Raw genomic sequence first — 19365 nt, 5'->3', positions numbered from 1 at the left:
AGCGGGCCAGTCCCCAAACATGGTGAGATCAGGCTCATTCCAGCCTGATCTCTGCTGAAATAGTCCAATCCGAACAATTGGTGGACCGCGACTGGCTATGCGGACGTGTTGTCCAGAGCTTCCCTAAACACCGCACTGAAATGGTGATCATGGAGGCTCGCCAAGAATGGAGTGGCCCCTGAGCGGTAGGTGGTTTCCGGCTTGGATCGAACAACGCAGGCGCCAAAAAAATGCCGAGTCGGGGACGGTCGGCGGTGGATCCCTCAGAACCTAAGCAAATTCAGCGGGCTGATCAGGGGCTTCCGTCAGCCGCGGCATCAGCTGCACCAGGTTGCAGGGGCGGGTGCCTGCGTCGAGCTGGGCGCAGATCAGCCGGTCCCAGGCGGTGGCCACGGCATCAAGGGAACCCGGCAGGACGAAAATCACTGTGCCATTGGCCACCCCTGCCAGGCAGCGGCTCTGGAGCGTGCTGGTACCGATCGTGTCAAAGGAAAGCACGCGGAACAGCTCGCCGAAACCCTCAATCGTCTTGTCAAGCAGGGGCTCCACCGCCTCCGGCGTGCCGTCGCGGCCGGTGAGGCCGGTACCGCCGGTGCTGATCACCACCTCCACGGCGGAATCAGCGATCCAGCCGCTCACCGCGGCGCGAATGCTGTAGCGGTTGTCTGGCACGAGCTGGCGGTCAACCAACCGGTGGCCTGCCCCCAGCAGACGCTCCAGCAGAAGATCGCCGGATGGGTCACCAAGACCAGGCTCTGCGCTGCGCCGATCGGACACGGTGAGCAGGGCAATCTCAAGACTCAACGTCGGCAGGGGTGTCTGATCGGCATGACCCTAGGCAGCTGATCAACCCCATGGAAGCCCGAGCATAGGGAGCAAATCAGAGGCGCATGAGACGCCCAGATCGCAAGGTCATCCCAAGGGGATCGGCTCCAGGCAGGTTTGCTCCCAGCGGTGGTTCACCCGTTCGGTGACAAGGGGGTTCAGGGTGAGACGCAGTGGGCGCCCAGCCGCCACCTCCAACCGCAACGCCGAGTAGGGGCGCCGCAGCCGGGCACCCTGGCCACTGCGGCCCACGAACAGCTCGGATCGGGCCAGGGTGGCGGCCTGCCCATCCACGCTGCCGCCCAGGTCGGGGCCCTCCGGCCGCTGACGGCGCAGGCTATAGCCACTGCCGCCACAGATCACCCAGGGAATGTTGGCGTCGCCATGGCCTGTGTCGCCCGTGCGAATCAACTCCAGGCAGTGGGCATGACCGCTCAGCACCAGGTTGAGCAGGGGTTGCCGCTGATCACGGCCGCCCAGCTCGGCAGCCACCTGATCCAACACCTGGCGCAACCGATGCCGCACCGCCAGGGTCTGCCCCTGGAACCACTTGGTGGCTTCAGTGACATAGGGCGGATGGTGCAGCACCAGGATCCGCCCCCGCACCGCGGGGTTGCGCCAAGAGGCCACCAGCCGATCCCTCAGCCAGTCCAGCTGTCCGTGATCCACGCTCTGGGCGTTGTCGCCCTGATCCAGCTGCTTGTCGATGTCATTGAGCTGCTCCTCGATCGCCTCCAGCTCTCCGGCGAGGTCGTCGGCCCGCACGTCCTGATCGCCCCGGTCAAGCGACCCCATCCAGGTGGACCCCAGGGCAAGGCGCATCCGTCCCAGTTCGCGCTGTAATTGCTGCCGCAGGGCCAGCAAATCGTCCTGAGTGGGAGCCGCTTCGGAGGATCCCACCGCCAGGGGTTGATTGAAGGTGTTGGAGTCCAGCGCAAAGACATCCAGCCCAGCCACCCTGAAGCTGTAAAAGCGATTGGGCAGACGCGTGAACCGGTCAGGTCGATAGGTGAGGCAGCGTGCCCCATCCACCTCGCTGGTGTAATGCCGGTCGAGATGGTCAGCGAGCCCCGTCTCCGGCTGGTCCTGGAGATAGTCGAGGAAGGCGCGGGCGAAGGCATCCCCCCGGTGGGATCCATGCCAACCCACATCCAGGTCGATGAGGGGACTCAACAGATACCGCAGCGGTGCCGTCAGGCCGGAGAGAACACCAAGCGGTGGCGGCAGATCGTAGTAATCGTGATTTCCAAGAACCGGGAAGAATGGAATCCTGAATGTCATCTGGTCATAGGAGATACGGCGAGGCTGATCACCGCCCACCAGCCACTCGCGGTAAGGAAGGATGAAGTTTCTTTGGTATTGCTCACTGGAGCCAACCTGATACACCACGTCACCGGTGTGAAGGATGAAGCTGGCCCGCTTGCCGTGGCGGAGCAGCAATTCAGCCACCTTTCGCTGGGGGCAATGGCGGCGATGGCGGCCCGTTCCGCTGTCCCCCAGCACCAGAAAGCTGAACGCCCCATCCACACCAACCCCCGAATCGAAATCCAGCCGGGTCTGATCGATCTGCCCCGATTCGATTTCGGCGTGGCTCCAGCGCACTCGCTGGTTCATGCAGCCGATCTTGACGGCAGTCGAAGGCTCGATGGTCAGGCCCATGGGTCTAGGTCGAGGACAAGGGCACAAAAACCATCAGGCTGCGGGGCAGACACTCGAACGTGATCGGATTGGCCTCCACGATCTCTCCATCCACCACGAGGAGTTGGGGTGGATCGGCTGAAATGGTGATGGAGGCAGCCCGGAAACAGAGGAGATCATCTCGATCCGTGGGTGATTGCACCATCGCCGAAGTCGCCAGGGATGCCAGGGCATTCAGCCCCTGCAGACGATTGCTGGGGGTGGCGATCGTCACGTCCAGCAGTCCATCATCTGGGATCACCTGGCCAAACCCCTGGGCCAACACGGAAGTGGCAGGGGCCACATTCGCCACGGTGATGGCCACGGCCTGGAGTTCGATTCTCTCGCCATCGATGTCGAGGATGGCCTCGAAGGCGTCCTGATTGGCCAGCTGCTGGGCCCCGGCGAGCACATAGGCCAGCAGCCCCAGCAGATTCTTGAGCTCGCGGGTGGCACGGCTCACCATGCCGGCCTCAAAGCCCAGGCCCGCCAGCAGAATCATCGGCATGGCGTTGCAGCGGGCTGCATCGATCACCTGGGTGTGGCCGGCCAAGATCGTGTTGCAGGCCCCACGCAGATCGATGGGAATGCCAAGGGCCACGGAAAACGCATTGGCGGTGCCACGGGGAATGATCCCGATCGGGATCCCAGTCCCGATCACCGCACCGGCCACGACCGACACGGTTCCATCGCCTCCCGAGGCCAGGATCATCGTGGTGCCGGGATCACTCTCGGGCTGGGCCTGAATCGTGGCCACGATGGCGCGAGCCTGATCAGCGGGATCAAGATCGGGCTTGGTGATCACCACGTTCAGGAGAATCTGGGGTTCCAGGATCATGCGAATCAGCGCCAGATCCTGGTGGGAGTTTCCCTGGCCAGCCACCGGATTGAAGATCAGATAGGCAATCCGGCTGTGGGCCAATCCGCGCATCGCCAAGTCGGCGGTGGCCTCGTTGAGAGCCAACGGTGTGTTCTCGATGGCGCAGGCCCTGATCAGCAGGGGCAGATCGGGCGTTGCCGATACGAAGACCTCGGCGTCCACGAAAAAGATGATCGCCGTCAGATCGGCGGCCAGCACCCTGGCAGCCAGCTCGATGTCACCGCCGGCTTCGAGGGGCTTGAGCTCTTCCAGTGCCAGCGATGCCGTGCGGACATCGAAGCGAAACGCCGTGGCCAGCTCAGGAGTGGTGAGAATCTCGAAAGCAGCCAGGGCAGGCTTGTACTGGCTGACCCAGGTGATCAGGGCCTCCACCTGGGACGGGTGTGCCAACAGGGCAAGGGCCTGGGACATGGCACCGGGCGGCCGCTGACCTGGGGGGAATTGATCCTATGGCGCTCCAGCAAGGCGACCCGTGGCCAAGGGTTGCCCACCCAGGCCAAGCTGGGTAGGCGCCCGGTCGCAGCCCGATGCCCTGCCCTGAAGCCCCCGGCCTGATCACCGTGCGCCTGTTCGCCGGCCTGAGGGAGCGGGCTGGCTGGAGCGAGCGGGCCGTGGCCATTGGGACCGGCCAACCACGACCCACCGCCGCCGACCTGTGGTGCCGCCTCGGCTTGGGGGACGGAACAGGCAAGCCGGAGGGCAGCCTGCCGGGCGCCCTGCGCATCGCCATCAACCAGACCTTCGCCCATGCGGACCAGGAACTCGAAGCGGGCGATGAACTCGCCTTCCTGCCGCCGATCAGCGGAGGTTGAAGCCATGGCAGCGGGCCTGGCGATGCGGGTGCGGCTCCAGCCGGAAGGCCTCGTTCCACTCACCGCCCTGGCGGTCTGGCAGCGGCACCTGCTGCAGAACCCTCCCCATGCCCTGCCACCGGCTGAAGCCCTGTTCATCGGCCGGGTGCGGAGCACCACGGCGTCCGGCACGCCGCTCCAGGCCCTGGAACTGGAGCACTACCCCGGCATGACCGAAGCCCAGATCGAACGTCTCGCATTGGCGGTGGCGGCCCGCCATGGGCTGGCCCAGGTGCTGGTGGAGCATCGGGTGGGCAGGGTGCTGCCGGGTGAGGCGATCGTGCTGGTGGCCGTGGGTGCCGACCGTCGCGGCCCCGCCCAGCGGGGCTGCCTGGAGCTTCTCGAAGGGCTCAAGCACGACGCCCCCTTCTGGAAACGGGAGTGGAGCGGCGGTGTGGGCCGGTGGGTGGAAGGCAACACACCGCTGTCCCGCGTGCAGGAATCCCTGTGAGGCCGCAAACCACTCAGAACAGCGGCAGGCGGAGCAGCTGGGCCCACAGCTCGGTGCCGGCGGCCAGGGCGCCCAGCTCCGCTGGGATCTCGAGCAGCAGGTCGGCGGCCTGCAGGGAAGCGATTCGCGAAGAAGCCTGGCTGCCATCGACCATGGCGAGCAGCTCGCCGTCCGCCCCCACCTGCAGCCGGGCCCGGGCCAGCTCCGGCCGTCCTGGCCCCCGCTTCAAGTCGGCGGCCAAACGGACCTTCAGCCGCGGCCAGGGCACCACGGGGGCACCCTCCAGCCACTGCAACGCCGGCCAGAGCAGCTGCAGAGAGGTGATCGCCGCCGCCACCGGATTGCCCGGCAGCCCGAAGAACGGCACGGTGCCATCCCCGGCGGGCCGCTGCAGCGCCCCGTAGGCAAAGGGCCGCCCAGGCTTGAGAAACAGCTTCCAGAAGGCCACCGAGCCCAGCTCCGCCAGCAGGGGCCGAATCCAGTCGGTGTCGCCGGCGGACACGCCGCCGGTGCTCACCACCACATCGCAGGAGGCTGCCAGGGCCTCCAGCGCCTGGCGCAGAGCGATCGGATCGTCGCCCACCACACGCCGCTCGAGCAGGGGATAACCGAGCCGCTCGCACAGGGACGCCAGCAAGGTGCCGTTGCTCTCCCAGATCTGGCCGGGGCCGCGCGGCGTTCCCGCCGGCACCAGTTCATCACCAGTGATCAGCAGCCCCAGCCGCGGCCGCGGCCGCAGCGCCAGCTCCGCCACCCCGCAGCTGGCCAGCCGTCCCAACAGCGCCGGGCCCAGACGCACCCCGGCGCCCAGCAGCTCCTGACCCGGTGCCGCCTCCTCGTCGGCGGAGCGGATCCAGGGGTTGGGGCCCACCTCGCGGAGCAGGCTGAGGCGCTCGCCATCGGCTGCCACCAGTTCCTGGGGCAGCACCCTGCTGGCCCCATCCGGCAGGGGCGCGCCGGTGAGGATGCGGATCGCCTCCCCCTCGGCCAGCCGCGGGAGGTAGGGAGCGCCGGGGGCCGAACGCCCCATCAAGGGCCACGACTGTCCCACCTGCGGGACAGTCGCCACTGCCAGGGCATAGCCATCCATGATCGAGGCGCGAAAGCCGGGCACGGCCTCGGTGGCCACCACCGGCTCGGCACTCACTCGGCCCAGGGCCTGCTGCAGCGGCAGGGTCTCGCTGCCGGCCAGGGGGGTGAGGGCAGCCAGCACCTGGCGGCGGGCCTCCTCCAGGGGGAGGCCTTCGGCGGGAAAGGGTTCGGCCGGAATCGGGTCCATTGAGCGGGGGCCGTTGGTCATCGGAGGCTCAGGCTCAGGAGTTCACAGGTTCGGGATGGTGCCAGGGACCGTGGCGTCCCCCTGTCTTCTCCAGCAGCCGCACCGGACCGATCGTCATGGCCGGATCGGCCGATTTCACCATGTCGTAGAGGGTGAGCAGGCCCACCGCCGCGGCGGTGAGCGCCTCCATCTCCACGCCCGTGGGGCCGGTGGTGCGCGCGGCCGCCTCCAGGCGCAGGCCGCGGCCATCGGCGCTGGGCTCGATCCGCACCTCCAGGCCGGTGAGACCAATCGGGTGGCAGAGCGGAATCAGCTCCCAGGTGCGCTTGGCCGCCTGGATCGCCGCCACCCGCGCCACCGCCAGCACGTCGCCCTTGGGAGCCCGGCCCTCCAGCACCAGCGCCAGCACCGCCGGGTCCATGGCGATGAAGCCCTCGGCCACGGCGCGGCGGTCGGTGGGGGGGCGATCGCCCACCTCCACCATGTGCACCTGGCCGGCGGCGTTGAGGTGGCTCAGCGACGGGCCTTCGCTGCTCGCCTCACTCACCGAACCCTGCGCGTGGGCGCTGATTTTAGGCCGGATGCCTGCATGGGAGCCTGGGGAGCCCTCCTCCGCTGGTCTTGCGCCTCCCCAGGCCGTCCACCCGCTTCTGCGCCTTCCTCACCCTGCTCAACGACAGGCTGGGGGAGAGCATCGTCTTTCCGCTGCTGCCGTTCCTCCTGGCCAGCTTCACCAGCGACGGCCGCACCCTCGGCCTGCTGGCCGGCAGCTATGCCCTTGCCCAGTTCCTGTTCACGCCGCTGATCGGAGCGCTGAGCGACCGCTTCGGGCGCAAGCCGGTGATCAGCGCCTGCGTGGCCGGCTCGGTGCTGGGGCTGGGCGGCTTCGCCCTCACCCTGGCTCTGCCCTGGCCGGCCGGAAGCCCCTGGCCGCTGGCCCTGCTGTTCAGCTCTCGCCTGATCGACGGGGTGAGCGGCGGCACCGCCGCCACGGCCGGCGCCGTGCTGGCCGACATCAGTCCGCCGGAGCAACGGGCCAAGGCCTTCGGCCTGATCGGCGTGGCCTTCGGCCTCGGCTTCATCCTCGGCCCGGCCCTGGGCGGCCTGCTGGCCGGCGTCAGCATCACCCTTCCCCTGCTGCTGGCGGTGGGGGTGGCGGCGATGAACCTGGTGCTGGTGCTGACGGTGCTGCCCGAAACCCATCCGCCCGAGGCAAGGCTGCCGCTGCCACGGCGCCGGGATCTGAACCCGGTGGTGCAATTGCGGCGCGTGTTCACCAACCCCCAGGTGCGTCGCCTCTGCCTGGCCTTCTTTCTGTTCTTTCTGGCCTTCAACGGCTTCACCGCCGTGCTGGTGCTCTATTTCAAGCAGGCCTTCGGCTGGGGTCCCGGCCTCTCGGCCGCTGCCTTTCTGGTGGTGGGGGTGGTGGCCACAGTGGTCCAGGGCGGCCTGATCGGGCCGCTGGTGAAACGTTTCGGCGAGTGGCGCCTCACCCTGGCCGGCCTGGGCTTCGTGATCGCCGGGTGCCTGCTGGTGCCAGCCGCCAACGCCGCCAACGCCCGGCCGGTGGTGTTCAGCGCCGTGGCGATCCTGGCGGCCGGCACCGGCCTGGTCACCCCTTGTCTGCGCAGCCTCGTGTCGCGGCGGCTCGACTCCACTGGCCAGGGGGCCGCCCTCGGCAGCCTCCAGGGCCTCCAGAGCCTGGGCAGCTTCATCGGGCCGCCCCTGGCCGGCCTCGCCTACGACCTGGCCGGCCAGAAGAGTCCCTTCTGGCTTGGCATCACCCTGTTGGTGGCGGTGGCGGCGCTGGTGGCCGGGGGCCTTCCCACACCAGGGGGGGCAGAGGCAAGCAAGCGCCATACCGAAACAATCCGGCCTTGATTGCTACCTTGCGATCGGCCAGAGCCGTTCAGTGACAGGGCAATGAGCGATCCAGTGGTAGCCCCCGAGCTATACATCAACCGGGAACAGAGCTGGATCGCCTTCAACAGCAGGGTTCTGGCACAGGCGCTCGATCCCCGCACGCCCCTGCTGGAGCAGGCGAAGTTCAGCGCGATCTTCAGCAACAACCTTGACGAGTTTTTCATGGTCAGGGTGGCTTCCCTGAAGTCCCAACTGGAAGCCGGCGTCACCGTGCTCAGCGACGACGGCCTCACCCCCATGCAGCAGTTGGTGGCCATCCAGAAGAAGCTCAGGCCCTTGCTGGAGCAGCAGCAGGTCCACTACCGCCAGCACCTTAAGGGTCAACTCGCCGAGCAGGGCGTTCACCTGGTCGACTACGAGCGCCTCAACAAGAAGCAGAAAGAGTGGGCCGATGCCTACTTCAAAACCGCCATCTTCCCTGTTCTGACCCCGTTGGCGGTTGATCCAGCCCACCCTTTCCCGTTCATGAGCAATCTCAGCCTGAACGTGGCCGCGATCATTCACGACCCCGAAACTGGCCAGCAGCAGTTCGCCCGGGTGAAGGTCCCCCAGAAGATCCTGCCGCGCTTCGTTGAGATCCCCACCGACCTGAGCAGCGCTCAGCCCACCCCGGTGTTCACCGCCGTCCCCCTGGAGCAGGTGGTGGCCTTCAACCTGCAGCTGTTGTTCCCCGGCATGACGATCGAGGGGCATTACTTCTTCCGGGTCACCCGGGACGCCGACCTGGAACTGCGCGACCTGGAAGCAGACGACCTGATGGAGGCCCTGCAGGAGGGTCTGCGCAAACGGCGCCGCGGCGGCGAGGTGGTGCGGCTGGAGGTGGCGAACGAGATGCCCGATCTGGTGGTGGAGCAGTTGATGGACGGCACCGACGTGGAGCCGGAGGATCTGTATCGGATCAACGGACCGCTCGGGCTCGATGACCTGATGAGCCTGCTGGCTCTCCCCCTGCCCGAGCTCAAGGACAAACCGCACCAGGGACGCACGCCAACGGCCCTGGTGCGGGCCCAGAAGAGCCAGCTGGAAGACGGCTCGATCAAGCCCGATGAGTTCCAGAGCATTTTTTCGGTGCTGCGCCGCAACGACGTGCTGCTGCACCACCCCTATGAGCTGTTCGCCACCTCGGTGGAGGAGTTCATCAACCAGGCCGCCGACGACGCTTCGGTTCTGGCCATTAAGATGACGCTCTACCGGACCTCCAAGAATTCACCGATCATTTCCGCCCTGATCCGGGCGGCCGAACACGGCAAGCAGGTGATGGCCCTGGTGGAGCTCAAAGCCCGATTCGACGAGGACAACAACATCCAGTGGGCCCGCCAGCTGGAACACTCCGGGGTTCATGTGGTCTATGGGGTGCTGGGCCTCAAGACCCACACAAAGATCATGCTGGTGGTGCGCAAGGAGAAAGAAACCTTGCGCAGCTACGTGCACATCGGCACTGGCAACTACAACTCGAAAACCTCCAGCCTCTACACCGACATCGGCCTGCTCTCGGCCCGCCCGGAGCTGGGTCAGGACCTGGTGGAGCTGTTCAACTATCTCACCGGCTTCTCCAAGCAGCAGAGTTTCCGCCGACTGCTGGTGGCGCCCGTGACCCTGCGCAAGGGGATGGAAGCGTTGATCGAACGGGAGATCGGCCATGCCCGCTCCGGCGGAGTGGGAGCAATCCGGGCCAAAATGAATGCCCTCGTGGATCCAGCGATCATTGCGCTCCTCTACGAAGCTTCCCAGGCGGGGGTGAAGATCGACCTGATCATCCGGGGCATGTGCTGTCTGCGCCCTGGCCTGGCCGGCGTCAGTGAGAACATTCGGGTGCAGAGCATCATCGGCCGCTTCCTCGAGCACTCCCGGCTGTTCTGGTTCGGCAACAACGGTGAGCCGGAGATCTACTTCGGCAGCGCCGACTGGATGCCCCGCAATCTGGATCGGCGGGTGGAAGCGGTGACGCCGGTGGATGATCCAAAGCTGAGGGCCCAGCTTGAGAGGCTGCTGGATGGTTATTTCTCCGACAACTGCTCCGCCTGGGACATGCAGAGTGACGGCACTTTCGTGCAGCGCCAGCCGGAAGGCGAACCGCGCAGTGCCCAGCTTGATCTGATCAAAAGCTGGCGGACAGGCCTGCTGGCCAAAGCCTGAGTTTGTCTCCGTGGACACACGGTTCAGACCACGCAGCCACCGGCAAGAAATCCGGTCCGCTTCGATCTCCGCATCGATCAGGATGTTCTTTGGAATTTCCTCGGTTTCATCACGTCGAAAGGTCCCGTAATCTGCTAAGTTCCGCCCATAATTTATCCGGAGGGCGAGGTGATGGGGACACCTTCGCGATCCACGGCTGCGTCTGCAGTCCCGGGTGACGGCACCAAGCCGCCACCCAAAGTGGGTCAGCAACGAAGCAGCGGTCGGTTGAGTGCCGATTCGATCGGCTGGTATCTCAGCACCATCGGTCGCGTCCCCCTGCTCACGGCCGCTGAGGAGATCGAGCTCGCCCATCACGTGCAGGCGATGAAGGAGCTGCACACCCTCCCCGCCGACACGCTCACCCCGCGCCAACGGCATCAGATCCGGATGGGCACAAGGGCCCGCGACCGCATGATGGCCGCCAATCTGAGGCTGGTGGTCAGCGTGGCCAAAAAGTATCAGAACCAGGGGCTCGAACTGCTCGACCTCGTACAGGAAGGGGCGATCGGCCTGGAGCGCGCCGTCGACAAGTTCGATCCCGCCATGGGCTACAAGTTCTCCACCTACGCCTACTGGTGGATCCGCCAGGGCATGACCCGGGCGATCGACAACAGCGCCCGCACAATCCGGCTGCCGATTCACGTCAGCGAAAAGCTCTCCAAGATGCGGCGGATCACCCGCGAGCTCTCCCATCGGTTCGGGCGCCAGCCCAATCGGCTCGAAATGGCCCATGCCATGGGCATCGAGCCCAAGGATCTCGAGGATCTGATCACCCAGAGCGCTCCCTGCGCCTCCCTTGACGCCCATGCCCGCGGCGAGGAAGACCGCAGCACCCTGGGCGAGCTGATCCCGGATCCGGCCAGCAACGAGCCGATGGATTCGATGGACCGCAGCATCCAGAAGGAACACCTCGTCTCCTGGTTGTCCCAGCTCAATGAACGGGAGCAGAAGATCCTCAAGCTCCGCTTCGGCCTCGAGGGCGCCGAACCCCTCACCCTCGCTGAGATCGGCCGCACGATCAACGTCTCCCGTGAACGGGTGCGACAGCTCGAGGCGAAGGCGATCATGAAGCTGCGGTTGATGAGCAGCTATCAGCAGGCCGCCTGAAGCGGCTTGGCGCTCTGGAGTTGGTGGAACCAGCAGGCCATTGGGGTGGCCGCCGTGGCCCTCTGGCTTGGGGCGGTGGTGCTGGCTGCCCTGGGGCTGCGAGGGCATTGGCCCCAGCAACGGGAATGGAGCCGCAAGCTGGTCCACATCGGCACCGGTCCGGTGGTGCTGATCGCCTGGGTTCTCCGCATCGATCGGGCTGTCGCCGTGCCGGCGGCGGCGTTGATCACCGTGATCGCGGCGATCAACCATCGCGTTCACCTCCTGCCTGCCATCGAAGACGTCGGGCGCCCCAGCTACGGTACTGTCGCTTACGGAGCGGCAATCACCGTGCTGCTGAGCCTGTTCTGGCCCCTGCACCCTGATGCGGTCGCGGCGGGCGTGCTGGTGATGGCCCTGGGGGATGGCCTGGCCGGCATCCTGGGGGCGGCGATCCCCTCACCGAGCTGGCAGATCTGGGGTCAGCGCAAATCCCTGCTCGGCACCGCCACGATGGGGCTGGTGAGCGGCGGCGTCCTGCTCTGCCTGGGGGCGGCCACGGGGATGGGGCCTGTCCTGGCAACCGGTGGCTGGGTGGGCATCGCCCTGGTCGCGACCCTGCTGGAGCAGCTGGCCATCTTCGGGCTCGATAATCTCACCGTACCGATCGTGACCGGCCTGCTCTGGAGGCTGCTTTCGGCTCAGGCCTGAAGCATCCGCTCGCAACGCTGCTGCCAGTCGTCGTGGGTGCCGAGACCTGCCACCAGCAGGCGGGGGCTCGGCTCCTGCCGCAGGCGGATCTGCCACTGGCGGATCACCTCGGCCCGCTCCATCCACACATTCAGAACCGTGCGCTGGATGCCCTCCGGATCCCAGCCCCGCTGCTTGGAGGAGGCATGGGCCCAGCCGAGCAGATCATCGAGCTGAAAGGGGCGGAACCCGGCAAAGAGGGGACCCGATTCCTGCCCGGCTTCAGCACTCTGCTGCAGGTAGAACATCTGAAGCGGCTCCGATAGACCGCAGAACTGAAGGAGGTAGGTCATCCCTGAATCACCCGAGCGAAGTGATGGGGGAAACGTAGTCATTCTGCTCAGACGGGATGTTCAGCCGGAACAGTGTCAGGCCGGCACCAGGGTGCTGGCTTGAACGCCCGCCACCGCCTCGGCCAGCTGATCGAGCAACTCCCGGGTGGTGTCCAGGTCAATGCATGCATCGGTGATGCTCTGGCCGTAGGTGAGCTGGGAAAGATCGGCAGGAATCGGCTGGTTCCCTGCCACCAGATGGCTTTCGATCATGACTCCCATCACATGGCGTGAGCCGCCCTTCAGCTGGGCGGCCACCTGGGCCACCACCTCGCCCTGGCGGCGGTAGTCCTTGTTTGAGTTGCCGTGGCTGCAATCCACCATCAGGCGAGGCGGCAAGCCGGCCCTGGTCAGGGCCGCCGCCGCCGCCTCCACCGCTTCGGCGTGGAAGTTGGTGCCGCCTTTGCCGCCCCGCAGCACCAGATGCCCATCGGGGTTGCCGGTGGTGCTGACGATGGCGGCATGGCCCAACTGGCTGATTCCGAGGAAATGGTGCGGCCGCGCGGCCGCTTCCATGGCATTGATCGCCGTGAGGGCACTGCCGTCGGTGCCGTTCTTGAAGCCGATCGGCATCGAAAGGCCGGAGGCCATCTCCCGGTGGGTCTGGCTTTCGGTGGTGCGGGCTCCGATCGCCGTCCAACTGATCAGATCGGCGATGTACTGGGGGACGACCGGATCGAGCAGCTCGGTGGCGGCAGGCAGGCCCAGCTCGGCGAGATGCAGCAGCAGGCCGCGGGCCAGGCGCAGTCCGGTGTTGATGTCGTAGCTGCCATCCAGGTGCGGGTCGTTGATCAATCCCTTCCAACCCACCGTGGTGCGTGGCTTCTCGAAGTACACCCGCATCACCACCTCCAGCTGGGCCCGATGCCGCCGCTGGGTTTCGGCGATGGCGTCGGCGTACTCCCGGGCCGCGGCGAGATCGTGCACGGAACAGGGGCCGACGATGACGAGCAGGCGCGGTTCCCGGCCGTGCAGGATCGCCTTGATCCGCTCCCGGGCCGAGACGACCGTGGCGGTGGCCGGCTCCGAGAGTGGAAGCTCGCGGTGCAGCACGGTGGGGGCGACGAGCGGCCGGGTCTCCACCACGTGGAGATCGGAGGTGGGGTTCATGCCGGTCGCGGTCGAGAACCGTGGGCGAATCGATCAGCCTAAACAGTCGGAACACCCTGGCTTTGGCAGCCATCGAGACCGTCCAGGCGCCAACGAGCGAGAGAATGGGGAACCGATCCCTTGAATTCAGGCATGGTGGCCGCCCCTTCCTCCGATTCCGACCTGCTGGTCAGCTACCGCCAGGCCGCCGCAGAACGCGAGACGCTCGGCGTACCTCCGTTGCCCCTCTCCGCCCCCCAGGCCCAGGCCCTCACCGAGCTGCTGGAGAGCCCCCCCGCCGGCGAGGAGCCCTTTCTGTTGAACCTGCTCAGCGAGCGGATCCCCCCCGGCGTGGATGAGGCGGCCTACGTGAAGGCCGGCTGGCTGAGCGCCGTGGCCCGGGGCACCACCACCAGCCCCCTGGTGAGCCCGGTCGAGGCCACCCGCCTGATGGCCACCATGATCGGCGGCTACAACGTGGGCGCCCTGATCGAACTGCTGGGCCACGGCGATGCCGCCATCGCCGCCGAGGCAGCCACGGGCCTGAGCCGCACCCTGCTGGTCTACGACGCCTTCCACGATGTGCTGGAGCTGGCCGAAACCAACGCCTACGCCAAGCAGGTGGTCAATTCCTGGGCCGCCGCCGAGTGGTTCACCGTCAAGCCGGAGCTGCCGGAGGCGATCACCGTCACGGTGTTCAAGGTGGAGGGGGAAACCAACACCGACGACCTCTCCCCCGCCACCCACGCCACCACCCGCCCCGACATCCCACTGCATGCCATGGCGATGCTGGAAACCCGGATGCCCGGCGGCCTGGAGGTGCTGGCCGGCCTCAAGGGCAAGGGCCACCCCGTGGCCTATGTGGGCGATGTGGTGGGCACCGGCAGCTCGCGCAAATCCGCCATCAACTCGGTGCTCTGGCACACCGGCACCGACATCCCCCACGTGCCCAACAAGCGCAGCGGCGGTGTGGTGCTCGGCGGCAAGATCGCGCCGATCTTCTTCAACACCGCTGAGGATTCCGGCGCCCTGCCGATCGAATGCGACGTGAGCGCCCTGGCCACCGGCGATGGGATCACGATCCGCCCCTATGCCGGCACGATCGAGCGGGCGGCGGGCGAACCCGGCGCCGGTGAGATCCTGGCCCGATTCGAGCTCAAACCCAGCACGATCACCGATGAGGTGCGCGCCGGCGGCCGCATCCCCCTGCTGATCGGCCGCTCGTTGACGGACAAAGTGCGCGCCCAGCTGGGGCTGCCCGCCTCCGATCTGTTCATCCGCCCCGTGGCCCCCACCGACACCGGCAAGGGTTTCACCCTGGCCCAGAAGATGGTGGGCCAGGCCTGCGGTCTGGCGGGGGTGCGGCCCGGCACCAGCTGCGAGCCACTGATGACCACCGTCGGCTCCCAGGACACCACGGGCCCGATGACCCGCGATGAGATGAAGGAGCTGGCCTGCCTCGGCTTCTCCGCCGATCTGGTGCTGCAGAGCTTCTGCCATACCGCCGCCTACCCCAAGCCGGTGGATCTGAAGACCCACGCCGAGCTGCCGGATTTCATGGCCTCCCGCGGCGGCGTCGCCCTGCGCCCCGGCGACGGCATCATCCACAGCTGGCTCAACCGCATGCTCCTGCCCGACACCGTCGGCACCGGCGGCGACAGCCACACGCGTTTCCCCCTAGGGATCTCCTTCCCGGCCGGCTCAGGGCTTGTGGCCTTCGCCGCCGCCATCGGCGCCATGCCCCTCGACATGCCCGAATCGGTGCTGGTGCGCTTCACCGGCTCCCTGCAACCGGGCGTGACGTTGCGGGATGTGGTGAACGTGATCCCCTGGGTGGCGATCCAGATGGGCCTGCTGACGGTGGAGAAGGCGGGCAAGAAAAACGTGTTCTCCGGCAGGATCCTGGAGATCGAGGGGCTGCCGGATCTCAAGCTGGAGCAGGCATTCGAGCTCACGGACGCCTCCGCCGAACGCTCCTGCGCCGGCTGCACGATCAAGCTCTCGGAAGCCACCGTCGCCGAATATCTGCGCAGCAACGTGGCCCTGCTGAAGAACATGATCGCCCGGGGCTACGCCGATGCCCGCACAATGGCGCGACGCATCCAGGCGATGGAGGCCTGGCTGGCGGATCCCAAGCTGCTGAGCGCCGATGCCGATGCCGAGTACACCGAGGTGATCGACATCAACCTCGACGAACTCACCGAACCGGTACTGGCCTGCCCGAACGACCCCGACAACGTCAAGCTGTTGAGCGAGGTGGCGGGCGATCGGATCGATGAGGTGTTCATCGGCTCCTGCATGACCAACATCGGCCACTACCGCGCCGCCGCCACCGTGTTGGACGGGGCCGGCACCAGCGCCGCGAGGCTGTGGGTCTGCCCCCCCACCCGCATGGACGACGAGGTGCTGCGCGCCGAGGGCTACACGGCCAAATTCGAGGCCGCCGGTGCCCGCATGGAGCTGCCAGGCTGCTCCCTCTGCATGGGCAACCAGGCCCGGGTCGAAGACAACACCACGGTGTTCTCCACCAGCACCCGCAACTTCAACAACCGGCTCGGCAACGGCGCCCAGGTGTACCTGGGCAGCGCCGAACTGGCGGCGGTCTGCGCGCTGCTGGGACGTATCCCCACGCCGGAGGAGTACCTGGAGATCGCCGCGGCCAAGATCGATCCCCTCTCCAGCGAGCTCTACCGTTACCTGAACTTCGACCAGATCGAAGGCTTCAGCGACGCCGGCCGCGTGGTGAGTGTGGAGGAGGAAGAGAAGGTGCTGGCGGGGGTGTGAGCAGGGGTGCCTGAGCCTGATTCAGCCCAGGGCAAAAGGTAGTGCTTGTTGCAATCCATCAAGACGGCAGGCCGCTCCTGGCGCGGCCGATAGCCTCAATCGGACCAACACCAAGCCCACTGTGACGACCCGATTCACCCATCTCCTCCGCGGAGGATTCGTGCTGGCGATGGCAGGCACCTTGACCCTGGCTGGATGCAACAGCGCCAAGGAGGGGGTGAAAGAGGCCGCCTCTGGCATGGGCGACGCCGCCAAGACCGCCGCCACCGCCACGGGCCAGGCTGCCCTGGCCCCGGCCGTCAACCCGGTTCTTGACCTGCTCAAGAAGGGACAGGGAGAAGTGGCCGCCGGCAATGTGGTCGCCGCCGCCGCAACCATCGGTGGCTTCAAGGGCCTCTGGGAGAAAGCCGGGCCGGTGATTCAGCCCCTGGCCGGTGACAAATGGCCCGCGATCGAGACGGCCGCCAACACCCTGATCAGCACCTTTGCCGGCGGCACCCCGGATGCGGCCGGCGCCACTGCCGCCATCAGCGGCCTGATCGGCCCCCTCTCGGCCCTGGTGGGCAAGTAGGCCTTTGTGTGGAGCGCTGGGAACAATCCGGCGTTTCCACACTTCCTGGCTTTCAGGTCATTGGACAACCTGCTACTTGACGGCGAGGAGCATTGCGTCTGTGTTTGTTGGCGGTCCGGTGCTCACAGCCAGCGCTGCCCCTGAATGGCAGGGAAGAAGTGCTGAGCGCAGCAGGAGAATTGCTGGTGCCCTGTCCACTCGAGGGGCTTGTCAGCCATCTTCATCAATGGCCTGTGCATGAAGCTGCATCCCAAGAGCTTTCGCGACTTTGAGACCTGTCGCGAAACTAGGATTTCCTTCGGAACTCACTGCCCTGTCAAGGCTCTCTCGGCTAAGGCCAGCATCCTTTGCCACTTGTGGCATACCCATAGCTCGAGCAGGCTCCCCCAGGGCTCGTGCAATACCGGCAACATCCTCAGGTGCTTCTTCAAGCCAAGCATCTAGATCTGCGGCCATTTCATCAGGCGTTCTAAGGTGCTCAGCCACGTCATAGGGAGTAATCGTAGCGGCTTACAAGTTGGAAGATGGTTGTGTCTGGGTCATTTAAAGCAGTTCAGGAATGGGCGGTTAAACTCAAGGGCCCTGGCGATGTCTTTTGACTGAGTTGATTTAATGCCTCCTGAAAGAAGTAGCAAGAGTTGATAACCCCGGATGGAGTAGTAAACCCCCTTAAGCCAGGTTCCATATCAATCTTCAATTCAGTAACATCCTCCGGGAGATTACGGAAAAACTCCGGATTGCCATGGATAAGACGATCAACGAGCATGAGCACGCGTGCGCTTCCTACTTGATCCTTGAGGCTGTGAATCCAGGCTTGGCAGGCATCCGCCTTAGCGACCCTCTTCCAATCACCGTAGCCCCTGAGCTCCGGATCGTGAGCGGATGCCATCGCGCACGTGGCCTCGGCTAATGCTGACCCTGAGTGGAAGGCAAGGACTCTGGTGCGCAAGCAGGGAATCGATGGAGGCCTGTCCACTCGAGGGGCATGGAATCCGTTCCCCTATGCCGTGACACTTCTCTGGAGTGCTTCCTGAGCGAGCGTGTTGAGACTCTTTCCCTGCGCTTCTGCAGTCATCGCTAATTTCTCATGTAGTTCAGGCGGAATCCGAAGATTAAATTTTCCTGAATAGTGTCTGCGGGGCTCGACTCCTTGCTCCTTGCAAACCTCAAGGAAAACGTCCAATGACTTTTTGAACTCTAGGCGAAGTTCATCCGGATTAGATCCATAGAAGTCTGCTCCTCCAGAAAGCCCAAGAATTTCGCCGCGAAACTGATTCGTTTCCTCATCATACTCAATTTTGGCGTTGTAGCCATCCAGATTCATGAGATTCATGGTGTCACTCCGTGTTCTTGAAACCATTTGCGGATTGAAGCAACAGCACCCTTGTCTGTATCGGGCGATGGGTGGGGTCTGTGGAAGACCCTGACTTCGCCAAACAGAACGACCGCAACTCGGCTGCCCGCCCTCTCACTGACATCCCCACCAAGCTCCTGAAACAGGGCTTCAATGTCCCTCCACGGCAAGCTGCCGCTTACGGGACGGGAGAAGATCAGCTCAAGGGTGCGCTGGTGCTTCCGCTTCATCTATGCATGGTACTGCCTCTCAGTACCAGATGACGCTTCTGCTCAGCGGCTTGCTGGATACGGATAACGCTCAAGATCAGCGGCGGGCAGAAGCTCAAGGCGGTAGTCAGAAACATCTAGACCCGCCCGCTGAATCTTGATGTTAGACCCCTTCTGCCAGCTGACAGAGTCGCTCTTCTGTGAAGACCCAACCAGCGGGAATCTCATCAATTGTTCCTGCTGCTTTGGCTCTAGTAGTCCATGCATGGTATTCATGTAAAGTCGTGTCACCTCGACCAGCTGCAGCCAGTCTTAGCCAAGCCCCAATTTCGTCCGGAGTGGCAAGGTACATCCTCGGCAGCTGGTCAATCGGAACCCCGTAAAACTGCACTAGACAGAAGATGACTCGTGTGGAATGCCTCGCCAGCCACAAATCGATAGCGCCTTGGTAATCTGCCTTTTCAAGATAGGACTGCGTAAGGCCCCATGCGCCGTCCTTGCTCCCCTTTACAGATATCTTTAGGACTTGATCTTGGTTTACGGCAACAAGGTCATACTCTGGCTGATTCGCTCCGTATTGCACGGATACATCCCATCCACATCTTGCCAGCTGGCCAGCTGCAAAGGCTTCGGCGGCAGTGGCAACATGCCATGAGTTTCTCATCTCAGAATGCTGGCTTTTAGTGGGTGTTTCGCGGAATGAGGGGCATGTGTCTGAAAGGAAGCGCGGCCCTCAGGCAAAAGTTTAGGCCACATTTGTCCGTCGCTCCATTGCGGCTAATTGGGCGGAGCGCATACGCCTGGCTTTGTGCGCATAAGATGCATGCTTTGGCTTCTGCTTAAGGTAGTCGGCATCCTCGCTCTCTGCGAGGCAGAAGATGGCGCGTTGCTGAAAATTCTGGGCGAAGTGGGGAAAGTTAAGTACTTCCACTCCCACCCCCTTAATCCGATCGAAGATTGGAATACCATCGACACTAAGAGTCGTAACCGCCGCCCACCCCCCCCTCTGCCAGGAAAGATGAAGCCTCTCCATCCCGACCATTCCAATCACCAGGGGGCCTGATGGAACCGACCAATGCGTCCATACAGCGAGGCCGTCAAGGCTGATGTCCGCCGGCGGATGGGG

19 protein-coding genes are annotated in these 19365 nt (G+C 65.1%); 8 read left to right on the top strand and 11 right to left on the bottom strand.

Annotated features, from left to right (window positions below; all coding sequences use genetic code 11):
• Nucleotides 1-270: 270 nt before the first annotated feature.
• From moaB to KBY66_RS14755, 3 genes are all read right to left on the bottom strand, one after another.
• Nucleotides 271-804: a molybdenum cofactor biosynthesis protein B gene (moaB, locus tag KBY66_RS14765; RefSeq protein WP_255090376.1), complete on the bottom strand. Its 534-nt coding sequence runs from the start codon at nt 802-804 to the stop codon at nt 271-273.
• Nucleotides 805-912: 108 nt separating this feature from the next.
• The gene (locus KBY66_RS14760; protein ID WP_255090375.1) at nt 913-2439 is read right to left on the bottom strand and encodes a metallophosphoesterase family protein; all 1527 of its coding nucleotides are present in this window, start codon (nt 2437-2439) and stop codon (nt 913-915) included.
• A 49-nt stretch (nt 2440-2488) separates the two neighbouring features.
• Complete coding sequence (locus KBY66_RS14755; protein WP_255090374.1) at nt 2489-3793, bottom strand: YegS/Rv2252/BmrU family lipid kinase; 1305 nt, start codon at nt 3791-3793, stop codon at nt 2489-2491.
• Nucleotides 3794-3909: 116 nt separating this feature from the next.
• Between KBY66_RS14755 and KBY66_RS14750 the strand changes: the two genes are divergently transcribed.
• Nucleotides 3910-4194 carry a MoaD/ThiS family protein gene (locus tag KBY66_RS14750; RefSeq protein ID WP_255090373.1) on the top strand — a complete coding sequence of 95 codons (285 nt, stop codon included), beginning with the start codon at nt 3910-3912 and terminating at the stop codon, nt 4192-4194.
• Nucleotides 4195-4198: 4 nt separating this feature from the next.
• Nucleotides 4199-4684: a molybdopterin synthase catalytic subunit gene (locus tag KBY66_RS14745; RefSeq protein WP_255090372.1), complete on the top strand. Its 486-nt coding sequence runs from the start codon at nt 4199-4201 to the stop codon at nt 4682-4684.
• A gap of 13 nt (nt 4685-4697) precedes the next feature.
• On the opposite strand, the gene glp is transcribed toward KBY66_RS14745, so the two are convergent.
• A complete protein-coding gene (gene glp / locus KBY66_RS14740; RefSeq protein ID WP_255090371.1) occupies nt 4698-5984 on the bottom strand; it encodes a gephyrin-like molybdotransferase Glp in 1287 nt (428 codons plus the stop codon).
• Nucleotides 5985-5997: 13 nt separating this feature from the next.
• Nucleotides 5998-6510 (bottom strand): cyclic pyranopterin monophosphate synthase MoaC, encoded by a 513-nt coding sequence (moaC, locus tag KBY66_RS14735; RefSeq protein ID WP_255090370.1) that lies wholly within the window; start codon nt 6508-6510, stop codon nt 5998-6000.
• Nucleotides 6511-6584: 74 nt separating this feature from the next.
• Here moaC and KBY66_RS14730 point away from each other — a divergent pair, with 74 nt between their 5' ends.
• From KBY66_RS14730 to KBY66_RS14715, 4 genes are all read left to right on the top strand, one after another.
• The gene (locus KBY66_RS14730; RefSeq protein WP_255090369.1) at nt 6585-7844 is read left to right on the top strand and encodes an MFS transporter; all 1260 of its coding nucleotides are present in this window, start codon (nt 6585-6587) and stop codon (nt 7842-7844) included.
• A 42-nt stretch (nt 7845-7886) separates the two neighbouring features.
• Entirely contained in the window at nt 7887-10022 is a 2136-nt protein-coding gene (ppk1, locus tag KBY66_RS14725) for a polyphosphate kinase 1 (protein ID WP_255090368.1), read from the top strand.
• 171 nt (nt 10023-10193) lie between these two features.
• Nucleotides 10194-11171, top strand: a complete 978-nt coding sequence (locus tag KBY66_RS14720) for an RpoD/SigA family RNA polymerase sigma factor (protein ID WP_255090367.1) — start codon at nt 10194-10196, stop codon at nt 11169-11171.
• Nucleotides 11172-11177: 6 nt separating this feature from the next.
• Nucleotides 11178-11861, top strand: coding sequence for a diacylglycerol/polyprenol kinase family protein (locus tag KBY66_RS14715; RefSeq protein WP_255090366.1), 684 nt, complete (start codon nt 11178-11180; stop codon nt 11859-11861).
• Here the strand turns inward: KBY66_RS14715 and KBY66_RS14710 are convergent.
• Both KBY66_RS14710 and KBY66_RS14705 read right to left on the bottom strand, forming a co-directional pair.
• On the bottom strand, nt 11852-12193 hold the full coding sequence (locus KBY66_RS14710) for a hypothetical protein (protein WP_255090365.1): 342 nt from the start codon (nt 12191-12193) through the stop codon (nt 11852-11854). The two genes, KBY66_RS14715 and KBY66_RS14710, sit on opposite strands and share 10 nt — an antisense overlap.
• 75 nt (nt 12194-12268) lie before the next feature.
• Entirely contained in the window at nt 12269-13342 is a 1074-nt protein-coding gene (locus tag KBY66_RS14705; protein WP_255090364.1) for a 3-deoxy-7-phosphoheptulonate synthase, read from the bottom strand.
• Between the two features lie 132 nt (nt 13343-13474).
• Here KBY66_RS14705 and acnB point away from each other — a divergent pair, with 132 nt between their 5' ends.
• Both acnB and KBY66_RS14695 read left to right on the top strand, forming a co-directional pair.
• Nucleotides 13475-16105, top strand: coding sequence for a bifunctional aconitate hydratase 2/2-methylisocitrate dehydratase (gene acnB, locus KBY66_RS14700; RefSeq protein ID WP_255090363.1), 2631 nt, complete (start codon nt 13475-13477; stop codon nt 16103-16105).
• A 181-nt stretch (nt 16106-16286) separates the two neighbouring features.
• Nucleotides 16287-16676 carry a hypothetical protein gene (locus KBY66_RS14695; RefSeq protein WP_255090362.1) on the top strand — a complete coding sequence of 130 codons (390 nt, stop codon included), beginning with the start codon at nt 16287-16289 and terminating at the stop codon, nt 16674-16676.
• A gap of 210 nt (nt 16677-16886) precedes the next feature.
• Here KBY66_RS14695 and KBY66_RS14690 read toward each other — a convergent pair whose 3' ends face one another.
• The 4 genes from KBY66_RS14690 to KBY66_RS14675 all read right to left on the bottom strand — a co-directional run.
• Nucleotides 16887-17177, bottom strand: coding sequence for an addiction module antidote protein (locus KBY66_RS14690; protein WP_255090377.1), 291 nt, complete (start codon nt 17175-17177; stop codon nt 16887-16889).
• 499 nt (nt 17178-17676) lie between these two features.
• Nucleotides 17677-18009, bottom strand: coding sequence for a type II toxin-antitoxin system HicB family antitoxin (locus KBY66_RS14685; RefSeq protein ID WP_255090361.1), 333 nt, complete (start codon nt 18007-18009; stop codon nt 17677-17679).
• A complete protein-coding gene (locus tag KBY66_RS14680) occupies nt 18006-18260 on the bottom strand; it encodes a type II toxin-antitoxin system HicA family toxin (RefSeq protein ID WP_255090360.1) in 255 nt (84 codons plus the stop codon). Before KBY66_RS14680 ends, KBY66_RS14685 begins: the two co-directional genes overlap by 4 nt.
• Nucleotides 18261-18984: 724 nt before the next feature.
• On the bottom strand, nt 18985-19365 hold a 381-nt coding region (locus KBY66_RS14675), incomplete at its 5' end, for a hypothetical protein (RefSeq protein ID WP_255090359.1).

Origin of the sequence: Synechococcus sp. Tobar12-5m-g, from assembly GCF_024345415.1 — a bacterium.
Lineage (GTDB): Bacteria > Cyanobacteriota > Cyanobacteriia > PCC-6307 > Cyanobiaceae > Regnicoccus.
Note: the sequence above shows the minus strand (reverse complement) of the source record. Positions and strands in the feature narration are given on the sequence as shown.